The organism is Marinobacter subterrani (assembly GCF_001045555.1).
GTDB lineage: Bacteria > Pseudomonadota > Gammaproteobacteria > Pseudomonadales > Oleiphilaceae > Marinobacter > Marinobacter subterrani.
Genome location: NZ_LFBU01000002.1, coordinates 392,599 through 419,155, shown reverse-complemented (window position 1 = coordinate 419,155; position 26,557 = coordinate 392,599). Strand labels below are relative to the sequence as shown.

The 26,557-nt window shown below is 59.0% G+C and carries 27 protein-coding genes; 23 read left to right on the top strand and 4 right to left on the bottom strand.

The genetic code is table 11. The features are described 5' to 3' along the window. Nucleotides 1–89: 89 nt before the first annotated feature. Nucleotides 90–1,094 (top strand): hypothetical protein, encoded by a 1,005-nt coding sequence (locus msub_RS17785; RefSeq protein ID WP_048497480.1) that lies wholly within the window; start codon nucleotides 90–92, stop codon nucleotides 1,092–1,094. 24 nt (nucleotides 1,095–1,118) lie between these two features. Continuing rightward, nucleotides 1,119–2,063 (top strand): IclR family transcriptional regulator, encoded by a 945-nt coding sequence (locus tag msub_RS17780; RefSeq protein WP_227506845.1) that lies wholly within the window; start codon nucleotides 1,119–1,121, stop codon nucleotides 2,061–2,063. On the opposite strand, the gene msub_RS17775 is transcribed toward msub_RS17780, so the two are convergent. Beyond that, nucleotides 2,019–2,975, bottom strand: a complete 957-nt coding sequence (locus tag msub_RS17775; RefSeq protein WP_048497479.1) for an AraC family transcriptional regulator — start codon at nucleotides 2,973–2,975, stop codon at nucleotides 2,019–2,021. The genes msub_RS17780 and msub_RS17775 overlap by 45 nt on opposite strands. Nucleotides 2,976–3,130: 155 nt before the next feature. Between msub_RS17775 and msub_RS17770 the strand changes: the two genes are divergently transcribed. Both msub_RS17770 and msub_RS17765 read left to right on the top strand, forming a co-directional pair. Beyond that, nucleotides 3,131–3,859 carry a hypothetical protein gene (locus msub_RS17770; RefSeq protein WP_048497478.1) on the top strand — a complete coding sequence of 243 codons (729 nt, stop codon included), beginning with the start codon at nucleotides 3,131–3,133 and terminating at the stop codon, nucleotides 3,857–3,859. Beyond that, nucleotides 3,856–4,881: a peptidoglycan -binding protein gene (locus tag msub_RS17765; protein ID WP_048497477.1), complete on the top strand. Its 1,026-nt coding sequence runs from the start codon at nucleotides 3,856–3,858 to the stop codon at nucleotides 4,879–4,881. The genes msub_RS17770 and msub_RS17765 overlap by 4 nt, the downstream gene beginning before the upstream one ends. Before the next feature lie 5 nt (nucleotides 4,882–4,886). Here the strand turns inward: msub_RS17765 and msub_RS17760 are convergent, their stop codons facing one another. Together msub_RS17760 and msub_RS17755 are read right to left on the bottom strand one after the other, a co-directional pair. Further along, complete coding sequence (locus msub_RS17760; protein WP_048497476.1) at nucleotides 4,887–5,690, bottom strand: DODA-type extradiol aromatic ring-opening family dioxygenase; 804 nt, start codon at nucleotides 5,688–5,690, stop codon at nucleotides 4,887–4,889. Between the two features lie 92 nt (nucleotides 5,691–5,782). Further along, nucleotides 5,783–6,226, bottom strand: a complete 444-nt coding sequence (locus msub_RS17755; protein WP_048497475.1) for a DoxX family protein — start codon at nucleotides 6,224–6,226, stop codon at nucleotides 5,783–5,785. Between the two features lie 163 nt (nucleotides 6,227–6,389). On the opposite strand from msub_RS17755, the gene msub_RS17750 reads away from it, so the two are divergent. Beyond that, nucleotides 6,390–7,298: a LysR family transcriptional regulator gene (locus msub_RS17750; RefSeq protein ID WP_048497474.1), complete on the top strand. Its 909-nt coding sequence runs from the start codon at nucleotides 6,390–6,392 to the stop codon at nucleotides 7,296–7,298. 125 nt (nucleotides 7,299–7,423) lie between these two features. On the opposite strand, the gene msub_RS17745 is transcribed toward msub_RS17750, so the two are convergent. Then, nucleotides 7,424–8,536, bottom strand: a complete 1,113-nt coding sequence (locus msub_RS17745) for an S-(hydroxymethyl)glutathione dehydrogenase/class III alcohol dehydrogenase (protein ID WP_048497473.1) — start codon at nucleotides 8,534–8,536, stop codon at nucleotides 7,424–7,426. 91 nt (nucleotides 8,537–8,627) lie between these two features. On the opposite strand from msub_RS17745, the gene msub_RS17740 reads away from it, so the two are divergent. From msub_RS17740 to msub_RS17655, 18 genes are all read left to right on the top strand, one after another. Next, nucleotides 8,628–9,215 (top strand): TetR/AcrR family transcriptional regulator, encoded by a 588-nt coding sequence (locus tag msub_RS17740; RefSeq protein ID WP_048497472.1) that lies wholly within the window; start codon nucleotides 8,628–8,630, stop codon nucleotides 9,213–9,215. Between the two features lie 77 nt (nucleotides 9,216–9,292). Then, nucleotides 9,293–10,042: an SDR family oxidoreductase gene (locus msub_RS17735; RefSeq protein WP_048497471.1), complete on the top strand. Its 750-nt coding sequence runs from the start codon at nucleotides 9,293–9,295 to the stop codon at nucleotides 10,040–10,042. Nucleotides 10,043–10,329: 287 nt separating this feature from the next. Continuing rightward, the gene (locus msub_RS17730) at nucleotides 10,330–11,589 is read left to right on the top strand and encodes an amino acid ABC transporter substrate-binding protein (RefSeq protein ID WP_048497470.1); all 1,260 of its coding nucleotides are present in this window, start codon (nucleotides 10,330–10,332) and stop codon (nucleotides 11,587–11,589) included. Between the two features lie 87 nt (nucleotides 11,590–11,676). Next, nucleotides 11,677–12,549 (top strand): branched-chain amino acid ABC transporter permease, encoded by an 873-nt coding sequence (locus tag msub_RS17725; RefSeq protein WP_048497469.1) that lies wholly within the window; start codon nucleotides 11,677–11,679, stop codon nucleotides 12,547–12,549. Beyond that, the gene (locus msub_RS17720; RefSeq protein ID WP_053077983.1) at nucleotides 12,539–13,516 is read left to right on the top strand and encodes a branched-chain amino acid ABC transporter permease; all 978 of its coding nucleotides are present in this window, start codon (nucleotides 12,539–12,541) and stop codon (nucleotides 13,514–13,516) included. Before msub_RS17725 ends, msub_RS17720 begins: the two co-directional genes overlap by 11 nt. A 13-nt stretch (nucleotides 13,517–13,529) precedes the next feature. Then, nucleotides 13,530–14,273, top strand: coding sequence for an ABC transporter ATP-binding protein (locus tag msub_RS17715; protein WP_048497468.1), 744 nt, complete (start codon nucleotides 13,530–13,532; stop codon nucleotides 14,271–14,273). Beyond that, nucleotides 14,270–14,986, top strand: a complete 717-nt coding sequence (locus tag msub_RS17710; RefSeq protein ID WP_048497467.1) for an ABC transporter ATP-binding protein — start codon at nucleotides 14,270–14,272, stop codon at nucleotides 14,984–14,986. Before msub_RS17715 ends, msub_RS17710 begins: the two co-directional genes overlap by 4 nt. 126 nt (nucleotides 14,987–15,112) lie before the next feature. Further along, nucleotides 15,113–16,438, top strand: a complete 1,326-nt coding sequence (locus msub_RS17705; RefSeq protein ID WP_048497466.1) for a DASH family cryptochrome — start codon at nucleotides 15,113–15,115, stop codon at nucleotides 16,436–16,438. Nucleotides 16,439–16,452: 14 nt separating this feature from the next. Next, a complete protein-coding gene (locus tag msub_RS17700) occupies nucleotides 16,453–16,959 on the top strand; it encodes a DUF6231 family protein (protein ID WP_048497465.1) in 507 nt (168 codons plus the stop codon). Next, the gene (locus tag msub_RS17695) at nucleotides 16,950–18,611 is read left to right on the top strand and encodes a phytoene desaturase family protein (protein ID WP_048497464.1); all 1,662 of its coding nucleotides are present in this window, start codon (nucleotides 16,950–16,952) and stop codon (nucleotides 18,609–18,611) included. Before msub_RS17700 ends, msub_RS17695 begins: the two co-directional genes overlap by 10 nt. A 211-nt stretch (nucleotides 18,612–18,822) precedes the next feature. Next, the gene (locus msub_RS17690; RefSeq protein WP_048497463.1) at nucleotides 18,823–19,461 is read left to right on the top strand and encodes an Npun_F0296 family exosortase-dependent surface protein; all 639 of its coding nucleotides are present in this window, start codon (nucleotides 18,823–18,825) and stop codon (nucleotides 19,459–19,461) included. Nucleotides 19,462–19,694: 233 nt separating this feature from the next. Continuing rightward, the gene (locus msub_RS17685; RefSeq protein ID WP_048497462.1) at nucleotides 19,695–20,114 is read left to right on the top strand and encodes a YkvA family protein; all 420 of its coding nucleotides are present in this window, start codon (nucleotides 19,695–19,697) and stop codon (nucleotides 20,112–20,114) included. A gap of 69 nt (nucleotides 20,115–20,183) precedes the next feature. Next, nucleotides 20,184–20,954 (top strand): MotA/TolQ/ExbB proton channel family protein, encoded by a 771-nt coding sequence (locus msub_RS17680; RefSeq protein WP_048497461.1) that lies wholly within the window; start codon nucleotides 20,184–20,186, stop codon nucleotides 20,952–20,954. 2 nt (nucleotides 20,955–20,956) lie between these two features. Further along, nucleotides 20,957–21,874: a flagellar motor protein MotB gene (locus msub_RS17675; protein WP_048497460.1), complete on the top strand. Its 918-nt coding sequence runs from the start codon at nucleotides 20,957–20,959 to the stop codon at nucleotides 21,872–21,874. A 226-nt stretch (nucleotides 21,875–22,100) separates the two neighbouring features. Next, nucleotides 22,101–23,309, top strand: a complete 1,209-nt coding sequence (locus tag msub_RS17670; protein WP_048497459.1) for an ammonium transporter — start codon at nucleotides 22,101–22,103, stop codon at nucleotides 23,307–23,309. Between the two features lie 85 nt (nucleotides 23,310–23,394). After that, nucleotides 23,395–24,828, top strand: a complete 1,434-nt coding sequence (locus msub_RS17665; protein ID WP_048497458.1) for a circularly permuted type 2 ATP-grasp protein — start codon at nucleotides 23,395–23,397, stop codon at nucleotides 24,826–24,828. Further along, nucleotides 24,822–25,760 carry an alpha-E domain-containing protein gene (locus msub_RS17660; protein ID WP_048497457.1) on the top strand — a complete coding sequence of 313 codons (939 nt, stop codon included), beginning with the start codon at nucleotides 24,822–24,824 and terminating at the stop codon, nucleotides 25,758–25,760. The genes msub_RS17665 and msub_RS17660 overlap by 7 nt, the downstream gene beginning before the upstream one ends. Beyond that, the gene (locus msub_RS17655; RefSeq protein WP_048497456.1) at nucleotides 25,757–26,542 is read left to right on the top strand and encodes a transglutaminase family protein; all 786 of its coding nucleotides are present in this window, start codon (nucleotides 25,757–25,759) and stop codon (nucleotides 26,540–26,542) included. The genes msub_RS17660 and msub_RS17655 overlap by 4 nt, the downstream gene beginning before the upstream one ends. Nucleotides 26,543–26,557 lie beyond the last annotated feature (15 nt).

Sequence of the window (26,557 nt, the reverse complement as noted above, 5' to 3'; positions counted from 1 at the left end):
AAAAAACGGATAGGGAAGTTCATTAACCGGATATTTGAGCCGGCCTCAATAACCGATAGTTCAGGTGCCCAACAACAAGGAGAAGGCACATGAACTATCAACACTCACTGCTGGCGTTGGCCATTACTTCCGGCCTCAGTGCGGCACCCGCCGCCCACGCGCTCGAACTCGGCACCTTCAACGACACGGCCTTCAGCATTGGCGGTTACTTCAAGGCCGAAGGAATTTACGAAAAGCCGGACGACGGCGACTCCCGCATTTTTGGTCGCTCGAGCCAGTCCCGCGTTAACCTCAAAACCGTTACCCAGAAGCAGGGCCATACCATCGTGGGCTTTGTGGAAGGTGACTTCTACGGTGGCACCTACCCGGGCGAAAACAACGATCTTCGATTGCGCCATGCGTTCATCAAGGTTGACAAGACCACGGTCGGGCAAACCTGGACCGGTCAGTTCTGGGCGGTGGCCTACCACGATTACCTGGACTTCCTGGGCGGTCCCCGAGGCACGCTGGGCGGCTTCAACTTCCGCACCAACCTGATCAGCCACGAAATCGCCGGCTTCCGCGTCACGGCTCAGGATCCCGTTAATAACGATGCCGACATTCCGGACCTGGCCGTCAACTACAACCTGAACTTCGACGGTGGTCATCGCGTGATCCTCACCGCCTCCGGGCGCGAAGTGGCAAACGGTGATTTTGTCGCCGGTGGCGCCATTGGCTCGAAATTCATGATCGGGCCGCACAGCCTCAACCTGAACGCCCACTATGGCGAGGGTCTGGGCGCCTTTACCGGGGTGGGCGTGAACAACAGCCTGTCGTCACCGGATGTCGAGAATGGCGAGGCTGTCAGCCAGACCGGTTTTGACATTGGATTCCGCTATGTTATTACCAGTGACTGGCGAGCCAATGTGGCCTATACGGCGGTTGAAGTGGACGACACTGCGGACACCAACTACGAGGCCCATCGAGTCAACCTGATCCACAGCGTGACTCCGGATCTGGAAATTGGTGTGGAGTGGCGCAAGTACAGCCTGGCGTTTGGCCCGCTGTTACCGCGAGGTCAGCAAGTTGAAGTTATGGCAAAATACGCGTTCTGATTCGAGCACACGGATTTGATAACCTTGCCTGAGACGAAGTCAGAGACCACCGATTCCGGTGGCCTCTGCATCACCGCCAGCAACGGCACCATCAGCAACCTGATTACGGCGACCTCCATGGCAGAAGAAAGCCCCAAGCGTCAGGGCATCGGTTCACTGGAAATCGGCCTGCACATTCTGAACTATATATCGACCGCGCCCCGGCCACCCACGCTCAAGGAGCTGTCATCGGCGCTGGACCTTTCTCCCAGCCGTGCCCATAAGTATCTGGTCAGCCTGCTTCGGGAAGGCTTCATCAACCAGGTCAACCACACCCAGTACACCCTGGGCAATTCCAGCCTCACCCTGGGCATCTCCGCTCTGCGACGGATCAACCCGATCCAGCTTTCCTACGAGGCGGTGGACCGGCTGAACGAGGAAACCGACAAAACCGTGTCGGTCACGGTCTGGAATGGCAATGGCCCGCTGATCATCAAATGGCTGGACTCCAGCCAACCCATTTCCGTGAACGTTCGCCTGGGTGCGGAGCTGTCGCCGCTGAATTCCGCGTCCGGCCGCATCTACCTCGCCAGCCTGCCGGCCAAGCGGCGCCGGCAACTGATTGACCAGCACTACAAACAGGCCCGCGTGTTGCCCAAGCACCAAGGCAAGCCGATCACGCGCGAGGAGCTCGGCGGCCACCTGGAGATGATCCGGGAAACAGGGTACTGCGCGTTCTTCAGTGACTACCTGCCGGAGATCAATGTGTTGAGCATGCCGGTCTTTGATATCAACGGAAGCATCGTCACCATCATCACCCTGCTAGGCATGGACCGGGATACCGATATCAGTGAAGGCTCCGAACTGTTTCGCCAGGTACAGGACTGCGCTCGCCGGGTCACCCAGCAAATCTGCGGGGAGCAGAAGCCGGTATCAGGCCGGCAATCAACCGGCCATTCGCAGGGTTTCAGACGGCAGCTCGCCGAATAACTTCCGGTAATCGGACGAGAACCGGCCAAGGTGGCTGAAGCCGTAGTCCAGCGCAATCTCGGTGACATTCCGGTACTGGCCGGCCTGCAGGTCTTCCCGCAACTGACGCAGCTTCCGGTGTTTGACATAGCACTTGGGCGTGGTGTCAAAGGCCCGCGCAAAGGCATTGTAGATCGACCGGATGCTCATGTTGGAAATGCCGGAGAGCTCCTCCATCCCGATGTCCCGCTTCAGGTTTTCATCGATATAACGGATGATCCTGTCCATGGCTGGCGTTTTTGTCAGCGCCGGATCGGTTTCGCTCCAGTTCGAGGGAAACACAGTCAACAGCTTTTTCAGGATGATTTCCCGATAGGGCCCGGACACCAGGGAGACGTCGTTGTTTCCGCACTCCTCGAGCTCCGAGAAGACCGCCCCCAGAATGTTGGTCAACGCCGGGCAAAGGCGCAGGTCAACGGGACTTCTGACAAACCGGATGCCGTCATCGGGAATCCGGCCGGTCGTTGCAGCGCGGGCGCTATTTAGCACCGGCTCCGGTATTTTGATAATCAGCTTCTCGCAATCCGTCGAGTATTCGAGATCAATCTGCTCGTCGGGATTCACCATCAAGGCCTGCCCCCGGCGAATCATAAGGCGGTCATTCCGATTCTGCCAGAGACACTGCCCACGAGTGACAATCTGAAGATGGTAAACCGCCTCCAGAGCCGGGCTTTTCACCCGCACATGGTTGCCATAGCTGACTTCAGACAATCCGAAACCGGCAAATTCGCGAAAACTCAGGCTCGAAGCCCGGTTTTCTTCCCCCAGTAACTCCAGACTGTGGCGACCAATATGGCGATTTACAAAGGCCGACACATCTTCCGGATGAGCCCCATGAAAGACCCGGGCAACGGCTAATGACTGACAGAACATGATGTGCTCCGTTGTATTTATTGTGAACTCGTTTACTTTATATAAAACGCGGTGATCAATCAACAACCAACCTAGCCCCTGCCCGGGATCCGTAATCCGCCAGGTCGCTTCTCCTGTGCTATGGTTTTCCGAGACTCAAACCAAAGGCTGCGCTCATGAGCAATCCCAAACACACCCTATTCTGGATGACCCTTTTTCTGGCCGTGGTGGCCGTGGTCGGCGTGCTGATTCACGCGCCGCTGGTCAAGGCCTTTATGGCCAACTGGGTCTTCAACCTGTTGATTGTCTTTGTTTTGCTCATTGGCATCGGGCTTACCTACCGGCAGGTTTTCGTTCTGTTCCCGGAAATGCGCTGGATTTCCCAGTTCCGCACAGGCAACGCCGGCCTGTCGGTGCTGCAGGAGCCGCGCCTGCTCAAACCTCTGGCCCGGCAGCTGGGCGAGGAGGCCAAGCGGGATCGGTTTACCCTGTCGACCCTGTCCCTGCGCACCGTGCTGGATGGCATTCACTCGCGCATGGATGAACAACGGGAAATCACCCGCTACTTTATCAGCCTGCTGATTTTCCTGGGGCTGCTGGGCACCTTCTGGGGGCTGCTGGGCACCATCAACGCGGTTGGCGAGGTAATCACCAATCTGGATATGGGCCAGGGGGATTTTGGCAAGGTGTTCGCAGATTTGCAGGCCGGTCTGCTGAGCCCGCTGCAGGGCATGGGCACGGCGTTCAGCTCCTCACTGCTAGGGCTTGGCGGCTCACTGATTCTCGGATTTCTGGACATCCAGGCCGGCCACGCCCAGAACCGGTTCTACGACGGGCTCGAGGAGTGGCTGACCAGCGTGACCAACCTGGTTGACCGGGTTGATGCCGAGAAAGAACTGACATGATCGGTTCCCGGCGTCGCACCCGCAGTAACGTCAACGTCTGGCCAGGCTATGTGGATGCCCTGTCAGCCCTGCTGATGCTGATCATCTTCATGCTGCTGGTGTATGTGGTAAGCCAGCTCTACCTGTCGCAGACCCTGTCGGACCGCAACTCGGAACTGGCCCGGCTGAACCAGCGGCTGTCAGAGATTTCCGAATTGCTGGGCCTTGAGCAGAGCAAAACCCAGGCTCTGGAACAGGAAATGGCGACCGTGCAGGATGCCTACAGCGCCAGCCTGGACCGGCTCGAGAGCACCCGCGAACAGCTGATGCAGCAAACCGCCACCGCCCAGGCGCAGGCGGAGCAGTTGCAAAACATGGACCAGGCGCTGGATGAGAAAAAGGAGCTATCCACCAGCCAGCAAAACATGATTCTCCGGCTCTCCAACCAGATTGCCTCGCTCCGGGCTCAACTGGAGCAGATCACCGCAGCATTGAAACTCCAGAAAGAAGCGACCGCCGACAAGGCAGAGGCGCTGGCAAATGTCAGCCGGCGCCTCAACACATTGCTTGCCGAGCGCGTTAACCAGCTCGAGAAATACCAGTCCGAATTCTTTGCCCGGCTGCGGGACATCCTGGCCAGCAACGAAAATGTCCGGGTGGTGGGCGACCGCTTCCTGCTCCCCTCGGAGCTGCTGTTTGCCTCAGGCTCGGCGCAATTGGGGCCGGATGGCCGGCGCGAGCTGGACAAGCTGGCAAAGTTGCTACTGGATGTGGCGGCCAAGATTCCGGAGGACGTGGAGTGGATTCTGCGCGTCGACGGCCACACCGACATTGTGCCCATCAACACGCCACAGTTCCCATCCAACTGGGAGCTTTCCACCGCCCGCGCGGTGGCGGTAGTGCGCTATCTGGCGGCACAGGGAGTGCCCGAGCGACGCATGGTGGCCGCCGGGTTCGGTGAGTTCTTCCCGGTCGCCGAAGGCACGTCGCCGGAGGCCCTGCAGAAGAACCGGCGGATTGAACTCAAGCTGACGGACCGATAGCCAGTTCAGGCACGCCAATAGAACGTGCCGGATTTCTTGCCGAGTATGTTTGCCGATATATGCGAATCACTGGGCTTGCCCGCAAGGCCATAGCATACGTGCAGCGGAAGCAGGTGCTCCTCCCTCGGATGACAGAACCGGGCATGGGGCGCCTGCTCCCAATGCGCCAGGCGCTCCGTGCGCTCGGATTCCGCAATGGCCGGGTCCGCACAGGTATTCTCCAGCCAGTCCTCGAAGGCCAGGTTACGGGCCTGTACCTCAGGGGTGCTCGGTGCAAAGAACTCCCGCATGTTGTGGAAGGAAAAACCGGAGCCGATCACCAGCAGGTTGTCGTAGTCCAGCGCCTGCAGGGCGCGGCCAATCGCCAGATGAGCGCCGGCCTCCAGACTGTTTACCAGCGACAGCTGTACGCAGGGAATATCCGCCTCCGGATACATCAGTTTCAGCGGCACAAACAGCCCGTGGTCAAAGCCCCTTTGCTCATCCAGCCGCGCGGGAATCCCGGACTGCTCCAGCGCATCGTGAACCTGGTGCGCCAGCGCAGGCTCGCCCGGGCAGGGATACTCAATGCTGTAGGATTCCGGCGGAAAGCCATAGTAGTCGTAAATCAGCCGGGGGCTGGCGCTTGCCGTGATGGTCGGCACCGACTCCTCCCAGTGGGCACTGACTACCAGTATCGCCGAAGGCTTGCGGAGCTTGCCCGCCAGCTCGGTGAGCCGGTCCACCATTTCACGGTGCCCGGGATCACCCAGCAGCGGCATGGGCCCGCCGCCATGGGATATGAACAGGACATCGGTTGCTGTCTTCATGGCGATTGCTCCCGGGTTGATAAACGCTATTACTTTTCTTTCACTTGCACCGGCTGGCAGTTGTCCTGCCAGCCAACCTTTCCCCGTCCGGATTACGTGCTTTTCCGGATGACGCCATCCACAGAGAACCGTCCCGCACCCTGGACCGCCAGTGCCAGTGTGGCTGCCAGGAGCGTCAGCGCGTATTCGTAACCGTTGTTGGACATGAACAGGCCGTTGCTGATGTGTACCGAAAAAATCGCCACCAGCATGGTGAAGGCGGCAACCAGCGCCGCAGGGCGCGTCAGCAGCCCCAGTACCAGTGCCAGGCCACCGAAGAACTCGGCACCACCGGCCAGCAAGGCCATCAGGTAGCCCGGCTCCAGGCCAATACTGGTCAGCCACTGGCCGGTGCCTTCCAACCCGTAACCGCCAAACCAGCCAAAGAGTTTTTGTGCACCATGGGCGGCCAGAATCAGGCCGACCGGAACCCGAAGAACCAGTGCAGCAAATCCGCCATTGGATTGGAACAAAGCCTGTGTGAATTGAGTATTCATAATCGTAACCTCGAATCTTCTTGCCGTTGGTGTGCCTGAAGCGAGTGCCTCAGGTGATGGGGCTACTGTACTATCACCAAAACGAAAGACTAAGATGGATTCTGTTGCTTTATTATCAACAAAAAATTGATAACCAGAAAATACCACCGGACAGGACACGCCCATGGACCGCATCGACGCCATGCGCGCCTTCGTAACCGTTGTTAACGAAGGCACGTTTACCCGCGCCGCCGAGCGACTGGAGATGTCGCCCCAGCTTGTCAGCAAGTACGTTTCCCAGCTTGAAACGCATCTTGGCGTGCGCCTGCTGAACCGCACCACCCGGAAAATCCATCTGACCGAAGCCGGCACCCAGTATCACCAGCGCGCCCAGCAAGTGCTCAACGACATCGACGACATGGAAAACCAGCTAGACGACCTGCACACCCAGGCCCAGGGCCTGCTGCGCATAAGCGCCCCGGTGTCATTTGCCATCCGACACATGGCGCCGCTGCTGAGCGAATTCCAGAAAATGCATCCTGGCGTCAGCATCGATCTTCAACTGAACGACCGAAAGGTCGACATCGTGGAGGAGGGGTTTGATATCGCGCTGCGGATCGGTCACCTGAAAAGCTCCTCGCTGATCGCAAAACGGCTCGCCCCGATCAGGCTTGTGCTGTGCGCGTCGCCCACCTACCTTGAGCAACATGGCACTCCCGGGCACCCGCAAGACCTCGCCAACCATCAGTACCTGCGTTACAGCTACATGGATATGGACACTGGCCCATCGGTGCAAAAATGGCTGCAAGCCAGAGGGCGCCGCACCGGCGGCGAAATGGTGAGCAACAACGGCGACGTACTGGTGGAATCAGCCAAAGCCGGCGCCGGGATAGCCTTGCAGCCCACCTTCATCGCTGGCGCTGCCATCAAGGAAGGCAAATTGCAGATGTTATTGCCGGAGTATGAACCCGAACCCATGGCGCTCTACGCGGTGTATGCCCACCGGCAACTGCTGGCGAGCAAGGTTCGCAGCTTTATCGACTTTATTGACGGTTTTTTCGGCGAGCCGCCTTACTGGGACCGGTTTGATTAATCGGTCGTGGCAAGCCGTGAGTGCGGCAAAAGTGTGTTGATCCTTGCAGAGTGCGACGCAAAACCACGTCGGAGTGAGCCACCGGAGGCGAGATGCTTCCGGTGGCAATCAAAGGGACGACAGTATCAGAAATGAATAACCGTCCGGATACTCTTACCCTCATGCATCAGGTCAAACGCCTTGTTGATGTCTTCCAGAGGCATTTCATGGGTAATAAACACATCCAGCGGAATCTCGCCCTTCTCGGCTTTCTCCACATAGCCCGGCAGCTCGGTACGGCCTTTCACACCGCCGAAGGCTGAACCGCGCCAGACCCGCCCGGTCACCAGCTGGAACGGTCGGGTGCTGATTTCCTCGCCGGCACCGGCAACGCCGATGATGGTGGATTCGCCCCAGCCCTTGTGACAGGCCTCGAGCGCCGCACGCATCAGTTTCACGTTACCGACACATTCGAAGGTGTAGTCGGCACCGCCATCGGTCATCTCGACAATCACTTCCTGGATCGGCTTGTCGTAGTCGTTGGGATTGACCACATCCGTGGCGCCCAGTTGCTTGGCGATATCGAACTTGCCCGGGTTGATATCCACACCGATGATACGACCGGCCTTGGCCATCTTCGCCCCGATAATCGCCGCCAGGCCGATGCCCCCGAGACCGAAAATGGCGACCGTTGCGCCTTCCTCAACCTTGGCGGTGTTCAACACCGCACCGATGCCGGTGGTAACGCCACAGCCCAGCAGGCAGACCTTGTCGAGCGGCGCCTCTTTAGGAATCTTGGCCAGGGAAATTTCCGGCAAGACGGTGTACTCGGAGAAGGTCGAGCAGCCCATGTAGTGATAAAGCGGCTCGCCCTTGTAGGAAAAACGGGAGGTGCCGTCGGGCATCACGCCCTTGCCCTGGGTCGCGCGAACCGCGCCGCACAGATTGGTCTTGCCCGATTTGCAGAATTTGCACTCACCGCATTCGGCGGTGTAGAGCGGAATCACATGGTCGCCGACCTCCAAGTTTTTCACGCCCGGCCCAACGGCCTCGACAATACCACCGCCTTCGTGCCCGAGGATGGTCGGGAACAGGCCTTCGGGATCGGCGCCCGAGAGCGTGTAGGCGTCGGTATGGCAAACACCGGTGGCGACGATGCGCACCAGAACCTCACCTTCCTGCGGCGGGGCAACATCAATTTCGACGATTTCCAGCGGCTTGTTGGCTTCAAACGCCACCGCGGCGCGGGATTTAATCACTGGCAGGCTCCTCTGGATCGGTTAGGAGTCTCGGCTATTGCGGACCCCGGTTATTTGACGCGTTCTAGACGACCGGTCTACTATAGCAAACATGACATCGAACGACACCCGCAATCACATTATTCACACCGGCGCAGACCTGATCGGCCATAAAGGCTTTGGCGCAACGGGCATCAATGCCGTGCTGACGGCAGCCGGCGTACCAAAGGGGTCGTTCTACCATTACTTTAGCAGCAAGCACGATTTCGGCCTGGCGGTCATAGATACTTTCGCGGAGGAATACGACGCCAAACTGGATCGGATTCTCAACGACACCAGTCGCGCCTGCGTCGACCGCCTGCGAGCCTACTTCGACACCGGCTTTGAAACCATGACCAGCTGTCAGTACACCCGGGGCTGCCTGATCGGCAACCTGGGCCAGGAGCTGGCGGGGCAGAATGAAGCCTTTCGGCAACGGCTGGACACGGTGTTTGCCAGTTGGGAAAAGCGCTTCGAGCAGTGCCTTCGTGACGCCCAGCAGGCCGGGGACATCGGTGCCGATATAGATCCGGCAGACGCCGCCAGTTTTCTGCTGTCCGGCTGGGAAGGCGCCATTCTTCGCTCGAAGGTCCTCAAGTCCACGGAACCCATGGAGCGGTTCGTGAGAGTCTTTTTCAGACAGTGCCTGAACATCGGCTGAAATTTTTTTCGGCCAGTTACTAGTAGACTGGTCTAATTACATTTATGCAATCATGCAATCCCGAAGGAGAATGTTCCATGAGCAACACCAACGACCCGATCAACAGCAAAGTCGTGATTGTTACCGGCGCCAGCAGTGGTCTCGGTGAAGCCACTGCACGCCGTCTGGCCGACCGGGGCGCCAGACTGGTGCTGGCAGCACGCCGGGAAGACCGCCTGAAAGCCCTGGCCGAAGACCTGAACGCCAGCGGCACCGAGGCCATCTGGCAGGTCACCGACGTGACTGACCGTAATCAGGTCGAGTCGCTGGCGGCCGCGGCAAAAGAGGCCTTCGGCAGGATCGATGTGCTGGTCAACAATGCCGGGCTGATGCCACTGGCACCTCTGGACGCCCTCAAGGTGGACGAGTGGGAACAGATGGTGGACGTCAACATCAAGGGCGTGATGTATGGCATTGCCGCCGTACTGCCAACCATGCGGGAACAGCACAGCGGCCACATCATCAACCTGTCGTCGGTCGCCGGCCACAAGGTCTTCCCCGGGGCGGCGGTTTACTGCGCCACCAAATACGCGGTGAAAGCACTGTCTGAAGGGGTGCGCATGGAAGGCGGCGATGAGATCCGCAGCACCAATATCTCCCCGGGTGCCGTGGCAACCGAGCTCACCAGCACCATCACCGACCCCGACGCCAAAAAGGCGGCGGACGAGCTGTACGAGGTGGCCATTAACGCCGACGCCGTGGCCCGGGCCGTGGTCTATGCCATCGAGCAGCCGGCGGACGTCGATATCAACGAAATCATCCTGCGGCCGACGGCTCAGGAGTTGTAAGGTCCCACTGGCTCTTCCAGCCTGCTTTAACGCCGCCCTTCCGGGGCGGCGTTGTTGCTCCATATCCCGGCTTTTTGCCTATCCGTCACGCCCTGTTATTGACCCTCGAAAATCCAACGCCGATTAAACGTATTTCCCAATCCAGTTTGAAAACCTCAGAAATCTGGACTAACCATAAACATGTGTCTGGAATAACTGCACGGCTGGTTTTCCGGCTTCGACACGGCATCACCGCATTTACGGCAAGGCACTGAATGCACCCATTCCCATTGAGGGAGAGCAGGTTTATGAGTGATAAATTTTCCCGCAGGAAATTTCTAAGGAATTCCATACTCGGCACTGGCGCAATGACCCTTGGTTTCCCCGCGTTGAACGTTAACGCACAGGAGCACAAGGTCCGGTGCGGTGTCGTAACCTCGCTATCCGGTGCCAATCGTTTTGGTGGCAACCTGACTCGCAGGGGGTATGACCTCTGGGCCGAAGAAATCAACAAACTCGGAGGTATCGAGATTGCAGGAAAACGGTATCCCGTGGAAATGTTTTATGGTGATGCCCAGTCAAGACCCGCCTCCGGTGCGGATGCCGCTGAACGGCTGATCATTCAAGACAAGGTGGACGTCCTGTTCGGGCCCTATACCTCGGGCGTCACGCTCGCAGTGCAACCCATCAGCGCAAAGTACAAGGTGCCGATGATTTCCGGCTCAGCCGAGTCACCAAACGTGTGGCTGGCCAAACCGCCTTTCAATTTCGGGATGATTCCGGCGGTGGATCTGACCACTGACAAGTCCATGGTGGTGTTAGCCGACACTCTCGGCGATCGGGCAAAAACCGCATCGGTGATCGGGGTGGATGAGCCATTTTCCAAGGAGACAGCGGAGGGCTTCCGCAAGGGTGTTGAAGAATCCGGCCTGGAGTTACTGAGCTACGAGCTGTTCCCCGCCAACTCAGATCTTTCGGCCATTGTTTCCAAGCTCAAAGCAGCTGATCCGGACGTCGTGGCCGTGGGGGGGCACGAAAGTGTCTTTATCAATTTTGTGAATACGGCGAAGGCACTGAACTACAAACCCAAAGCGCTCATCATGCACTATGGCGTCACCTCCGCAGCCTTCATCAATGAAACCGGAAGCGAGTCGGAAGGCGTCCTCGGCGTTTCCGTGTGGACCGCGGGATTACCATACAAAGACGATCTGTTTGGAACCGCAAGTGACTATTCCGACCTGTCCTTTTCCAGGTGGGGAACGCGGCCGGATTACACCGAGGCCGCGTGTTCAGCCAGTGGCCTGGTGCTGCAGGACGCCGCACGCCGGCTCGGCAAAGCGCCGCCATGGGATCAGGAAACCCGGGTACAACTCGCCAAAGCCATTGAAGACACCGACATTGAAACCTTCTATGGCCCCGTAGGGTTTGCCAAAGAAGGAAGTCATTTCCACAACAATATCAAGCCTGTGCCGGTTGTCATACAACTCAAGAACGGCGACGTGGTGCCAGTGGCTCCGGAAAATGCGTCCAAGGGTGAGCTTGTTTATCCAATAAACGGCACATCCTGACGTAAAGCCGGATAAACAGTCGCCGGCAGTCAGCCTGAGCGGAAGGCCGTCGGCGAAGGCAACGCCCCGTCCACCAGGAGTACCGAGTTGGACCTTTTCCTGCAGACACTTGTCAATGGCATACTGATCGGCGGCATTCTGATTTGCCTCACGATCGGATTCCAGCTCACCTTCGGTGTGCTCCATGTGATCGATTTTGCGGTCGGAGGCTGGGCAATGCTGGGTGGTTACACCGCCTACTGGCTGGTAACCCTTGTCGGCATTGATCCTTTCATCAGCATTTTCCTGGTTTTTGCGCTTTTTCTCCTTATCGGCCGGGGCATGGGGCCACTGATTTACCGGGTCAGAACCAGCCGATATGCCAGACCAGACCTGATGGCGCTCGCCTTTACGTTCGGCATATTCCTGTTCATGCAGGGCGGCGCGCTCTGGCTCTGGTCCTATAACAGCCGCAGTGTCGAATCGGTTTTATCAGGGCAGTTCCTGAGCCTGGGCCCGGTCACCATTCCCTTGATGCGATTGTCAGCCTTTCTCATGGCAATGCTGTTCAGCCTGGGGCTGTTTATTCTGCTCTACCGGAGCCGCTTTGGCATGGCCGTCAGGGCACTGGCGCAAGACCGTGATCATGCAGGGTTAATGGGTGTAGACGTGAAGAGGGTTTCCGCCTGGGTGTATGGCATTTATACCGGGTTGACCGCAGCCGCCGGGGTATTGATCGCCACCATCTATTCCGTGAACCCCTCCGTAGGCGTTCGCTATACGCTCTTTGCATTTTTTGTTGCTGTCCTCGCCGGGCTCGGATCCGTTGGCGGTGTTCTGGTCGCGGGCCTCGCTCTTGGACTGCTTGAGGCCTATGTCGCCACCTATATTGGTGCCAGATATTCCTTACTGATTGTTTTCGGAACCCTGTACCTCGCCCTTCTGGTTGCACCCAAAGGAGTTCTGGGACGTGGCATCTAAACCGGTTCAAACCCCAAAGTTCATCGTCCGGGCCCTCCTCATCGGCGCCATTGCAATCGCCCTTGCGGTATTGCCGGCCTTTATTGATCCCTACACGCTGAGAATTGCCACCGGCGCCCTTATGTGGGCAGGCCTTGCCTGTGCCTGGAACATTGTGGGGGGTTATGCCGGGTATATCAGCTTTGGCCACTCGGCGTTCTTCGGCATCGGTGCCTACACCACCGCCATCCTGATGCAGTCTGATATCGGCGCCTCGTTCTTTGCCACCCTGATCCCGGCGATCATTCTGTCAATGGCGGTCGCGGTGGTTATTGGCGGGCCGACCATGCGGCTCCGGGGCGCCTATTTTGCCATTGCGACCTGGGCGTTTGCCGAGATGCTGTTGCAACTGACCACGGTGTTGGATTTTACCGGGGGCACCGCCGGGCTCTCCCTGCCCGCCTACCTCAACGAATTTTTCTTCTACTACACCATGTTGATCGCAGCGGTGGTCAGCTTCGCCGGAGTCTGGCTGTTAATCGAACGCTCGCGCTTCGGCTTCCGAATCAAGGCGTTACGCGATGACGAACCGGCTGCCCAGTCGCTGGGCATCCGGACGAACCTGGTCAAAGTCCAGTCCTTTGCGCTCTCGGCAGCTATCACTGCACTTTTCGGCAGCATCTACGCCTACTGGACCACCTATATTGACCCACATTCCGTCATGGGGCCGGATATTACGGACCAGATGGTTGTCATGGTGCTTCTCGGCGGCCTTGGAACCGTCTGGGGGCCGGCCCTTGGCGCCGTACTGCTCTGGATCACCAATCGTTACATCTGGTCGACGTTCGGGGACACCGTCATATACCTACCCATACTCGGCATTATTATCGCGCTGGTGGTTCTGTTCCTGCCCAACGGGCTGATCAGCCTTATTGTGGGCCCCCAGCGCGGCAAAGAACTGATGTCCAGTATTCTCAGAAAATTCTAGGAGAAGGCCTCTGATGTCACCTGCATCCCGCAGTGCCGAGCAGCCAGGGTATCCGCCGCTGAGGATAGAGTCAGTGGCCAAGCACTTCGGTGGGATTACCGCAGTTGACGGTGTCTCATTGTTCGCCGACGCCGGTGAAGTGGTTGGGGTAATTGGCCCGAATGGCAGCGGTAAATCGACACTGTTCAGCCTTGCCGCAGGTGGCCAGAAGCCAGATGCCGGGAAAATACTGTTACAAGGCATCGACGTTACTGGCTGGCCCACCTGGAAGATCGCCCGTGCCGGTATCAGCAGAACGTTTCAGATTCCTTCCCTGTTCATCAACATGACAGTCAGGGACAACCTGCTCGCCGCCGCTGTCGAGGGAGACTGGCAAGGCGCCCGTGACAGGATGAAAGATACTCTGGAAATGCTGGAGATCAGCCATGTGGTCAATAACCTGGCCTCTGAGCTTTCAGGCGGTCAGCAGAAACTGGTGGAGTTCGGGCGGGTCTGCATGCGCGACCCGAAAGTGATTTTGCTCGATGAGGTCACGGCCGGTGTGCATCCAAACATTCGTCAGATCATTCTGGGCGCCATACAGCGCTTGCAAAAAACTGGCATTACGTTTCTGATCATTGAACATGACATGGAAATGGTAAAAGAAATCTGCGACCGGCTGGTGGTGATGGATCAGGGCAAAGTCGTAGCAGAAGGTGACTTCGAAACCATCGCCAGCGACAGCAATGTCCAACAAGCCTACCTGGGGCGTACATGAGCAACGAGCTGAGCGTCGACAACCTGGTTACCGGTTACGGTAAACAGGAGATAGTGCATGACATCTCCGTCTCTGCCCGACCGGGGCAGATAACCTGCATTTTCGGCCCCAATGGCAGCGGCAAATCCACTGTTGTGAAGGCGATTGCCGGTCTTTTACCGGCATGGTCCGGACGGATCACACTCGGCAACACCGAGCTCACCGGGTTACCGGTACACGCCATGGTGCGCAACGGCATTGTGATGATGCCTCAGGGCGGGGGTGTATTTCCGCGCTTTACCGTCATGGAGAACCTCAGAATGGGCGGGTACGCGCTGGACAATAAACAGGTTGTTGAGGACCGTATTGAAGCGCTAATTGCGGATTACCCCAACTTGCAGCGCCGGCGGAATACCGCGGCGGGCTCACTGTCGGGGGGAGAGCAGATGATGGTGGCCATCGCCCGGGCGCTGGTCACGGATCCTGAGTTTGTGATGCTTGACGAGCCCTCAGCGGGGCTCTCCCCCGCGCTGGTCCATGAAACCATGGAGCGTGTTGTCAGCCTGAAGGAGCGCGGCGTCGGCGTCATCATGGTGGAGCAGAATATTCGTGAAGCCCTCCCTGTCGCCGACAGTGTGTATATCTTTGCAGGGGGGAAGCGCAAATTTGCAGGCACACAGAAAGACATCAGGGATGACAATCATCTGATGTCTATCTATATGGGCGGCGACTGACGGACACACGCCATTGATCCGACAATTGCCGAAGTCTTCCCATCTGTCCCAAAACCATTCTGCAAAATCCTTTCTGAATCCGGCGCGTATCTAGGAGAACAATCAAAAGGCCAAGGAGCTTCCATCTTGAATACGCTTTACTGGTTCACCCGCGACCTTCGCCTGCACGACAACGCCGCACTACTGGCCGCGTCCCGCTCCGACATGCTGCTCTGCGTCTACGTGGTGGACCCACGCTGGTTCGCGCCGGGGCCGCTGCAGAGCAAGACCATGGGGGATCACCGCTGGCGTTTTCTCTGGCAGAGTCTGGTGGCGCTGGAGCGCAGCCTGCGCCCACTGGGGCAGAGGCTGCATATTGCCTTTGGTGAGCCGGAAACGGTGATCCCGGATCTGGTGCACGCGCACCGGGTTGCCCGGGTGGTTCGCTCGCGGTTACCGGGTACCCGGGAGGCCAGTCAGTGGCGGGCGATCAAGGACAGGCTGCCAGAGACTCTGTTCCAGCAATTCGAAACCCTGAGCCTGTTTACCGAGGGTTCCCTGCCCATGACCCTGCGGGACCTGCCCAATACCTTTTCCCAGTTTCGCAAGCAGGTGGAGAAAACCGGCGAACGCTGCTCCGGGCGACTGAGAATCCGCACGCTCACGGCCCTGCCCCCACCGCCGGGTTTTCCGGAAGACAACCGGGGTGACTGCCCGCCCATCGCGGAGCCACTTCACCCCTTGCAGTTCATGGGTGGCGAAGCCGCCGGGCTCGAGCGACTCCGGGAATTTTTGTACGGCAACCACGGCATCGACACTTATAAGGAAACCCGCAACGCTCTGGATCGCTGGGATGCCTCGTCAAAACTCTCGCCCTGGCTGGCCAATGGCTGTCTCTCGGTCCGGGAGGCGGCGGAGAGCATTTCCGAATACGAGGCCAGTGAGACCGAAAATGAGTCCACCTATTGGCTCTGGTTCGAGTTACTCTGGCGGGAATACTTTTACTGGTGCGCGCTTAAGCACGGTGCCAACCTGTTCCGCCGGGATGGTGTCCAGCACAAGCATCGCCACGGCACCTTTTATGGCCATCGGTTCAAGGCCTGGTGCCAGGGTAATACCGAGTACCCAATCGTGAATGCAGCCATGAACCAGCTTCGGGAAACCGGCTACATGAGCAACCGGGCCAGGCAACTCGTGGCCAGCTGCTTCATCAACGAACTGGGGCTGGACTGGCGTTATGGCGCGGCATGGTTTGAAGAGCAACTGATCGACTATGATGTGGGGAGCAACTACGGCAACTGGCAGTACCTGGCGGGCGTGGGGGCCGACCCCAGAGGCCTGCGGCAATTCAACCTCGAGAAGCAGACCCAACAGCACGACCCCACCGGCACGTTTATCGACCGCTGGGGCGGGCACGCGGAACAGCCGGTAGGTTTGCACACAGTGGATGCGGCAGACTGGCCCCTGCTCTAACAGGCGAGACAGCTATGAATGATGTGACGGACAACGGAAGCACCAGCACAGCGCGGGAAACCCTGGCCCGCATCATCGACACCAGCTCGCCCGCCACCCTGCTGAGCTGCGGCACTCTGGCCACCGAGGTGTCTAAGATCTGGCAGAAACACCAGCAGGGTGTGGAGGTGCGCGCGCTGGACACCACCGACCCGAACGCCAGCCTGCTTCTGGATCGGGTTGCAGACCTGGCACTGATCACCGACACCCTCGAACACCTGCCCCATGATGAAGGCGCGTTGCTGCTCGGCCAGCTCAGAAACTACGGCACACACCAGATCGCTGTACTGGTGGGCGAAACGCCGGACTGGGCCTTTGCCGATTTCATCGGCCTCGGCTTCCGGCGCCATGCCGAGCTGAAAAGTGATAACGGCGCACTCACGCTGTACACCTACAATCTGGATACTTACAACCACAAACGGGCCTGGAACACGCCAGAGAACTGGGCCAATCCGGAAATGTGGGGCAAAGCATGGTGGTGAAAAGCGCGGTGGTAAACAGTCCGTCTTCCGAAAAACTCAAACCGAGCACCATTCGAATCGGCACAAGATACCGGGCCAACCGATTGAAAGGCCCCTACGACGCCATCGTGATCGGCTCCGGTATTGGCGGACTGACCACCGCCGCCTGCCTGGCCAAAGCCGGCAAGAAGATCCTGGTCCTTGAGCAACACTACACCGCCGGCGGCTACACCCACAGCTACGCCCGCAACGGCTACGAGTGGGATGTGGGTGTGCACTACATTGGCGACATGGGCTCGCCCCACACCCTGGGCCGCCGGCTGTTCGACTACATCACCGACGGCAAGCTGACCTGGGCGCCCATGGACGAGAACTACGACCGGTTCTTCCTGGGCGACAAGGTGGTCAACCTGCGCGCCGGCAATGAAGGCTTGCGCCACTCGCTGCTCAGCGCCTTCCCGGAGGAACAGGGCGCCATCGACCAGTACCTGAAGCTGCTGGGCAAGGTCGCTGACGGCATGCAGTGGTATACCCTCTCCAAGCTGACGCCCGGCATCCTGAGCCCGATTGTTCACAAAGGCCTGGACGTAGCGCTGCCAGACTGTTTCAACAAGACCACCTGGGACGTACTGAGCGAGCTGACCAATAACCAGGAGCTGATCGGCGCCATCACCGGCCAGTGGGGCGACTGCGGGGTCACGCCGAAACAGTCCAGCTTCATGGTCCATGCCCTGATCGCCAAGCATTACCTGTATGGCGGGTTTTACCCGGTCGGCGGTGCCTCGGAGATTGCCAAGACGATTATTCCGGTGATTCAGGAACCGGGCGGTGAGGTCTTCACCTACGCCGACGTGACCAACATCCTGGTCGAGAAAGGCAAGGCGACTGGCGTACGCATGGCCGATGGCGAGGAAATCCGGGCACCTCTGGTGATCAGCAATGCCGGGGTCATCAACACCTTCGAAAAGCTGCTGCCGCCCGATGCGGCCAAAAAGGTCGGGTATCAGAGCAAGCGCCGGCACATTATTCCGTCCATGCCCCACATCGGCCTCTATATTGGCCTGAAGGGCACACCGGACCAGCTCGGGCTGCCCCGCACCAACTTCTGGATTTACCCCAGTGCCGACCACGACGGCAACGTTCAACAGTTCCTGGACGACCCGGAGCACACGGATTTCCCGGTGGTGTATATCTCCTTCCCGGCGGCCAAGGATCCGGATTACCAGAACCGCTGGCCCGGCACCTCCACCATCGAGATCGTGGCGCCCACCACCTGGGAAATGTTCGAGCCCTGGCAGGACACCACCTGGGGCAAGCGCGGCGACGACTACGAGGCGCTGAAGCAGAAAATCACCGACCAGTTGCTGGAAGCGATGTACGAGAAGCTACCCCAACTTCGGGGCAAGGTAGATTACGTGGAAACCTCCACGCCGCTCTCCACCGCCTGGTTCTGCCGTTACGGCCGGGGCGAGCTGTACGGGCTGGACCACAACCCCGAACGCTTCGAGCAGGGCTGGCTGAAACCGAAAACCGACATTCCCGGGCTCTACCTCACCGGCCAGGACATCCTCACCTGTGGCGTGGTGGGCGCCATGATTGGCGGCCTGGTCAGCACCCTGGCGATCCAGGGCTGGCGCGGCGCTGGGCTGGCGAAGCGGATATTTGTGGGTTAAACCAATGCTGGCCGAGGACGACCGTGTCAGCTTTATTTACGATTTTAAGGTGCCTGCAGAAGAATCTGTCGATTCTGTTTACACTCAATTCGTTCGCTCATTGACAAAAAACCCTTTTCCTCATTGAAAATGATAGTATTTTTCAAGACTGGCACCACAACTGCTGTTGGACCTCAGACACCGAAAAAGTAGTAACACTGAGGTAACAACCATGAAGTTTAATTTTGCATCCAAGTTCATCGCTACCGCTATGGTCTTGTTATTCGCTGGCAGCGCTCACGCACTTCTGATCACTGCCGAAGCTGGCGGTGTTACGACCACCAGCGTTTCCGGGGCCAACATTGAAACCTTTAACAGCGGCAGTTGCGCCACCTATGCCAGCTGCACAGGCGACTTCACCATTTTCACCAGCTCCAGTGGTCAGAGCGCTCAACCACCGGGCATCGATAGCGCCTATCTGTCCGTACCCAACCCTGATCAGTCCGGAACAGCCTTTCTGACGCTAGGCACCAATGCTAACTACTTTGGCCTCTACTGGGGCTCAATTGATAGCTACAACACCCTGGCTTTCCTGTTCCAAGGCAACGAAGTCGCCAGCTTCACCGGCACTCAAATCGCCACCTTCATCCCGGGCACTGCAAATGGAGACCAGGCCTCTTACTCCAGCAACCGCTACTTCAACTTCTTCTTCGGCAGCCAGCTGTTCGACGAGGTTAAGCTGACCAGCAACGGGTATGCTTTCGAAACCGATAACCACGCGTTCGCGACCGTTCCAGAGCCGGGCACCTTGGCCCTGCTGGCCCTTGGCCTCACCGGACTTCTGCTCGCACGTCGCCGCAAACAAGCCTGATTCTCAGCAGTCCACTGTTTTGACCGGGGCGCCTTTGGGCGCCCTTTTTTTGAAAAGACGATCCATTCGACCGTCCGCTCGTAATCACTCTTCCACTGCCAATTGCGACCAGAGGGCGTGAGTAGGGGCTACTGCCCGACCCAGTACAAGCACCGATAGGCACCGCGCCATTGGCATTGCAGGCAAGGCTGCGCGATCATAGGCATACAGGTATCAAGCAAGGAACCCTCCCAATGGCTCTTTTCAGCCAGAAAAACGCCCGCAAACAGCTGGATGCCGAGGCCAGCAAGGTTCACCGGGCAGACCTGGAGGCGTTGCTGGACCGGCAGCGCGCCATTGAAGAAAAAGTGAAAGGCAGCGGCAAGCTGGCGCGTTTCAGCGCCGACATCAAGCTGATGTTTTCCATGATCCGGGACTACTGGTACGGCAACTACCGGAGCGTACCCTGGAAAACCATCGCCGCAATCGCAGGGGCGCTGGTGTATGTGATGAACCCGCTGGACGTCATACCGGACCTGATTCTTGGTTTCGGCTTCATTGACGATGCCGGCGTGGTGGCCCTGTGCCTGAAACTGGTTGAATCGGATCTGCACCGCTACGCCGCCTGGAAAGAGCACCAGGAAGATATGGAAAGTGTGCCCGGGACGAATTGATTAAAATCTGTACCGGGGGTAATCTCTCAGCCCTTCTTGCAGGACCTTTCAAACAACTCTGGAGTTACCGTGGATTTTGCCACACTGGTCGGCCTTGCTGGCGCGATACTTATTATCGCCTCTGCCGTGATTCTCGGCACCTCACCTTCGGTTTTTATCAACGCTCCCTCGCTGTTGATCGTGGTTGGCGGTACCCTGCTGGTGGTGCTTGCCAAGTTCAGCTTTGCCCAGTTTTTTGGCGCCTTCAAAGCCGCGGCAAGGGCTTTCAAGTTCAAATTGCCGGAAACCCAGGCCAGTATTGAAGAACTGGTGGACATCGCCAACGTTGCCCGTAAGGAAGGGGTTCTTGGCCTGGAGGGCCGGGAAGTCGGCAGCCCCTTTCTGGCCCAGGGTATCCAGATGCTGGTGGATGGCCAGAATGGCAATACCATCAAGCAGCTTCTTGGCAAGGAGCGCCTGATGACGCTCGACCACAACCGGTCCGGCGCCAAGGTATTTACCGCCATGGCCGACGTTGCCCCCGCCATGGGTATGATCGGCACACTGGTCGGCCTGGTGCAGATGCTCTCGAACATGGAAGACCCGAAATCCATTGGTCCGGCCATGGCGGTCGCCCTGCTGACCACGCTCTATGGGGCCATGATCGCCACCATGATCGCCACGCCCATTGCCGACAAGCTGTCGCTGCGAATGACCGAAGAGGCGCGTATGCAGTCGCTGTACATCGACGCCCTCGTTGCCATCCAGGAAGGCACCAACCCGCGGATTATTGAACAGATGCTCTCCAGCTACCTGCCGCGCAAGGAGCGTGAAAAACTCGCAGAGGCTGAGGTTACCTAGCCATGGACGAGTTACCGGAGGAGGAAAAACCGGGGATTCCCGCCTGGGTCGTCACTTTTGCCGACCTGATGTCCCTGTTGATGTGCTTCTTCGTGTTGCTGCTGTCGTTTTCGGAGATCGACGCCCAGAAATTCAAGCAGATCGCCGGCGAACTCTCCCAGGCCTTCGGTGTTCAGCGGGAAGTGCCGGTACTTGAAATACCGGAGGGCACCAGCCCCATCTTCGACAAGTTTTCGCCGGCGCCACCCGAGCCAACGGTGGTCAACGAAGTCAAACAGACCACCACCGAGGAAGCCCCTCAGCTCCAGACCCTGAAGAGTCCAACCGACATGGCCGTCGAAGCCGCCATGGAGGAACAGATGCAGGAAACCATGGATGAGATCCTGAAGGTCCTGGAGCCTGCTATTGCCGACGGGCGTATCAATGTCAGCCAGGATCAGCGGCGCATTGTGATTCGGGTGGAAGAAAAAGGCTCGTTTCCGTCCGGCTCGGCGCAGCTGACCTGGGAATTTGAAGGCCTGTTGCTGGATATGGCGAAGGTGCTCTCAGGCATTCCCGGCAAACTGACCATCGAGGGGCATACCGACAACCTCCCCATCCGCACCGATCGCTTCTACAGTAACTGGGATCTCTCTGCCGCACGCGCTGCCGCTGTTGCCAATGTGCTCGTGGCCCGGGACCAGGTCGAGCCCAGCCGTCTGTCCGTCACCGGGCTGGCCGATACCGAACCCAGGGTGCCGAACACCTCTGCGGAAAACCGTGCGCAGAACCGCAGAGTGGAAATCATCATCGATCTCTCCGGCCCGTTGCAGGAACAGGAAGTTCGCCTCAGGGAGCTCATTCAATCGGAATCCGAGAACCAGAAGTCGCCCCTCGGGATCGAATCCCACAGCGCAACGCCTGGCGAAATCAGCTGGTAAAAACACGCCAGATTGGTGCGTCACCCTGAAAAACGCACACCTTTAGTGCAAAAAATCCTGTTTGGCACCTGCCAACCACGCTCACGGTTGCCGCAACCCCCTTTCCGCTCTTGCAATGCATCGTTTTGGAACAGCTCTTGCTAAGGCTGCACCTGATCAATGCACAACAACACACGTCAAAAAGGCCCGACAGAGGCCAGACACACACCATCAGGAGCGAAAACCCGTGGAAATCACGAGTGCAGTACAAACCCTGACCGAAAGCGCCAACACGCTGTTCATTCTTATCGGTGCCATCATGGTGCTGGCCATGCACGCCGGCTTTGCCTTCCTGGAAGTTGGCACCGTGCGCCACAAGAACCAGGTGAACGCCCTGGTCAAGATCATGACTGACTTTGGCGTCTCCACCGTAGCCTACTTCTTTATCGGCTATTACGTCGCGTACGGCAGTCATTTCATGACCGGCGCCGCTGAGCTCACCGCCGCCAACGGCTACGAACTGGTGAAGTTTTTCTTCCTGATGACCTTTGCCGCCGCCATTCCTGCCATCGTCTCCGGCGGCATTGCCGAGCGGGCGAAGTTCTACCCCATGCTGATTGCCTCAAGCCTGATCGTGGCCTTTGTGTATCCGTTCTTCGAGGGCCTGATCTGGAACGGCAATTATGGTTTTCAGAGCTGGCTGCAGACCCGGTTTGGTGCATCCTTCCACGACTTCGCCGGCTCCGTTGTGGTGCATGCGGTTGGTGGCTGGATTGCCCTGGCCGCTGTCCTGGTACTGGGCGCCCGCAAGGGCCGGTACCGTAACGGCAGGGTGGTCGCCTTTGCCCCCTCCAACATTCCGTTCCTGGCGTTGGGCGCCTGGATTCTCACCGTGGGCTGGTTCGGCTTCAATGTCATGTCTGCCCAGACCCTGGATGGCATCAGCGGCCTGGTGGCCGTGAACAGCCTGATGGCCATGGTTGGCGGCATTCTGGTGTCCATGTTTCTGGGCCGCAAAGACCCGGGCTTTATTCACAACGGTCCCCTGGCCGGACTGGTCGCCGTCTGTGCCGGTTCCGACCTGATGCACCCGGTCGGTGCACTGGTTACCGGAGCGGTGGCCGGCGCCATCTTCGTGTACCTGTTTGAGTGGGCCCAGGCGAAAATCGAGCGTCTGGACGATGTGCTGGGTGTCTGGCCCCTGCACGGTGTGTGCGGTGCCTGGGGGGCCATCGCCTGCGGCATCTTCGGCCAGCAGGCCCTGGGTGGCCTGGGGGGCGTGAGCCTGATGTCACAGCTGATCGGTTCCGTGGCAGGAATCCTCGTTGCCTTCGTCGGCGGCCTGGTGGTCTATAGTGTAATAAACGCAATCTCCGGCCTGCGGTTGACCGAAGAGGAAGAGTTCAACGGTGCGGATCTGAGCATCCACCGCATCGGCGCCAACGCCGTCGAGTAAACAGGCGTGGTGGCCCGTCTTTTGCAGCCGGTTATCTTATTCGGCGCCGTAACCAACGGCGCGATTCAGGGAGATAGACCGAGCCATGCTGATCCAGACGCCGGCCGAAGGCCTGTACGACGAACTCTTTGACGAAGACAACCGGGTACGGAGCCATTGCCGGATGCTGGAACACTGGCTGGTCAACTCCGATGAGGACCTGATCGCCGAGAAACGCCGCGAGGCGGATGTGCTGTTCCAGCGTCTTGGCATCACCTTCAACGTGTATGGTGAGGACCAGGGGGCGGACCGGCTGATTCCGTTTGACCTGATTCCACGCGTCATCTCCGCCACCGACTGGCACATACTGCAAACCGGTCTCCGGCAAAGGGTCCAGGCCCTGAACCGCTTCCTGCACGACATCTATCACGACTACGAGATCGTCAAGGCCGGCGTGATCAGTGCCGAGCAGGTGTTTGCCAACCCCCAGTACCAGCCAGGCATGCAGAACCTGAAGCTGCCCCGGAACCTGTATTGCCACATCGCCGGCATCGACCTGATCCGTCATAACGACGGCGATTTCTACGTGCTTGAGGACAACCTGCGTTGCCCCAGCGGCGTGTCCTACATGCTGGAGAACCGCCGGATGATGATGCGGCTGTTCCCGGAGCTGTTTGCCCATTCTTCCGTGGCACCGGTGGAGCACTACCCGAACCTGTTGGGCGAAACGCTGCGGGCGGCCTCCCTCAAACCCGACCCTACAGTGGTTGTGCTGACACCCGGCCGGTTCAACAGCGCCTACTTTGAACACGCCTTTCTGGCACGGCAAATGGGGGTGGAGCTGGTGGAGGGGGCCGACCTGTTCGTCGCCCACAACAGGGTTTACATGAAAACCACCGTCGGCCCGCAACAGGTGGATGTGATCTACCGGCGGGTCGATGATGACTTCCTGGACCCGCTGGCCGGCAACCCGGATTCCATGCTCGGTGTGGCAGGGCTCTACGCGGCCTACCGCACCGGCAACGTGGTACTGACCAACGCCATGGGCACCGGGGTGGCCGATGACAAGTCCATCTACCCCTATGTGCCCGACATGATCCGGTTTTACCTGGATGAGGAACCCATCCTGAAAAATGTTCCGACCTGGCAATGCCGAAAGCCGACCGACCTCCAGTATGTGCTGGATCACCTGCCGGAACTGGTGGTCAAGGAAGCCCAGGGTGCCGGCGGTTACGGCATGCTGATCGGGCCGAAGGCGAGCAAGAAGGAACTGGCCACCTTCCGCAGCCTGCTCAAGGCCCGGCCCCAGGACTACATCGCCCAGCCGACGCTGAGCCTCTCCACCTGCCCGACCTTTGTCAATGAAGGCGTGGCGCCCCGGCACCTGGATCTGCGCCCCTTCGTGCTGTCCGGCAAGAAGATCCAGATGGTGCCGGGCGGGCTCACACGGGTGGCCCTGAAGGAAGGGTCGCTGGTGGTTAATTCATCCCAGGGTGGTGGCACCAAAGACACCTGGGTACTGGAGGACGACCCATGCTGAGCCGCGCCGCCGCAAGCCTGTTCTGGATGGCCCGTTACCTGGAGCGGGCGGAAAGCCAGGCCCGACTTCTCGATGTCAGCCTGACCATGGCCCTGATTGATGTGCCGGAAGACCGCACGGAACAGTTGTCCGTACCCCTGCTGGTCTCCGGAACCCGGGAAATCTTCTTCGATTACCATGAAGAAATTACGCCCCAGAACCTGATCGACTTCCTGCTGCTCGACAGCCGGCACCCCGCCAGTGTGTTCAACACCATACGCAGCGCCCGGGACAACGCCCTGCACGTGCGGGGCAACCTGTCATCGGACGTCTGGGAGAGCATCAACCAGGCCTGGCTCGAGATGAAGGAACTGCAGCGCCGAGGGGTAACCGAGTCCAACGCCAGCACGGTGTTCGACTGGGTTCGGGAACGCTCGCACATGTTCCGGGGCGCCGCCTACGGCACCCTGCTGCGCAACGATTCCTTCCACTTCCTGCGGCTGGGCACCTTCATCGAACGGGCTGATACCACCGCCCGGGTGCTCGATATCCGCCATGTGATGGCGATGAAAGCCATGGAAGACCACACCACCCAGGCATTTTTCGAGTGGACGGCAGTACTGCATTCCCTCGCGGCCTTCGAGGCTTACCAGAACACCTATGGCCACAACCTTGACGCCATGAGCGTTGCCGAGCTGCTGATCCTGGAACCGGATGTGCCCCGCTCACTCCATGGCTGCCTGCAGGAAATCGCCAGCCTGCTTGAGCAGGTGGAGAACGGCGATGCCCGCGGATCGCGGCGACTGGCCTCCAGCCTGTACGCCAATATCCGCTATGGCGACCGGGGCTATATTGCCGAACGGGGCCTGCACGAATACCTGGTGGATTTTCTGGACAGGATTCAGGGGATCTCCGCTCAGATCCAGCGAGACTACATGGGGTGGCAGGGATGAGACTTCATATCCGGCACGAAACGCGTTACACCTACGAAGCACCGGTGAGTGACAGCATCCAGTATATCCGGCTGACACCCCGCAATACGCCCCAGCAACGCATCCACGACTGGCACCTGGAAACCCCGGGAGAAACCAGCCAGATGGTGGACGGCTTCGGCAACCTGGTCACGGTGATGACCCTCGATAAGGCCGTCAACGAGATCCTGCTGACCGCCGAGGGCATTGTCGACCTGACCGGCAAACCGCTGACCCGGGACGATTCGCCCTTCCCGCCGGAGGTCTTCCTGCGCCAGACCCCGCTCACTGAAGCGGACGAAGCCCTGAAAACCCTGGCCGCCCAGTATCCCCCCAACAAGCAGGGCCTGATCCGGCTGATGAAGCACCTGCGCGCGCACGTGGCGTTCATGCCCGGCTCCACCACCGTGACCCACACCGCCAGCGAGGCATTCAAACAGAAGGCGGGCGTGTGCCAGGACCACACCCACATGTTCCTGGCCTGCTGCCGGAACATCGGCGTGCCCGCCCGTTATGTGAGTGGTTACATACACTCCTCGAACGACGCCCACGTGGCCACCCACGCCTGGGCCGAAGCCTGGATTGGCCGGAACTGGCAGACCTTCGATGTGGTGAACACCCTGAACGTGGCCGAAAGCCACATCAAGCTGGCGGTCGGTCTGGATTACCGCGATGCCGCGCCGGTTCGCGGTGTCCGCGCCGGTGGTGGCATGGAACACATGGAAACCCGGGCCTGGGTCACCAACCCGGCAGCCAGCCAGTAACAAAAAGCCGGCAAT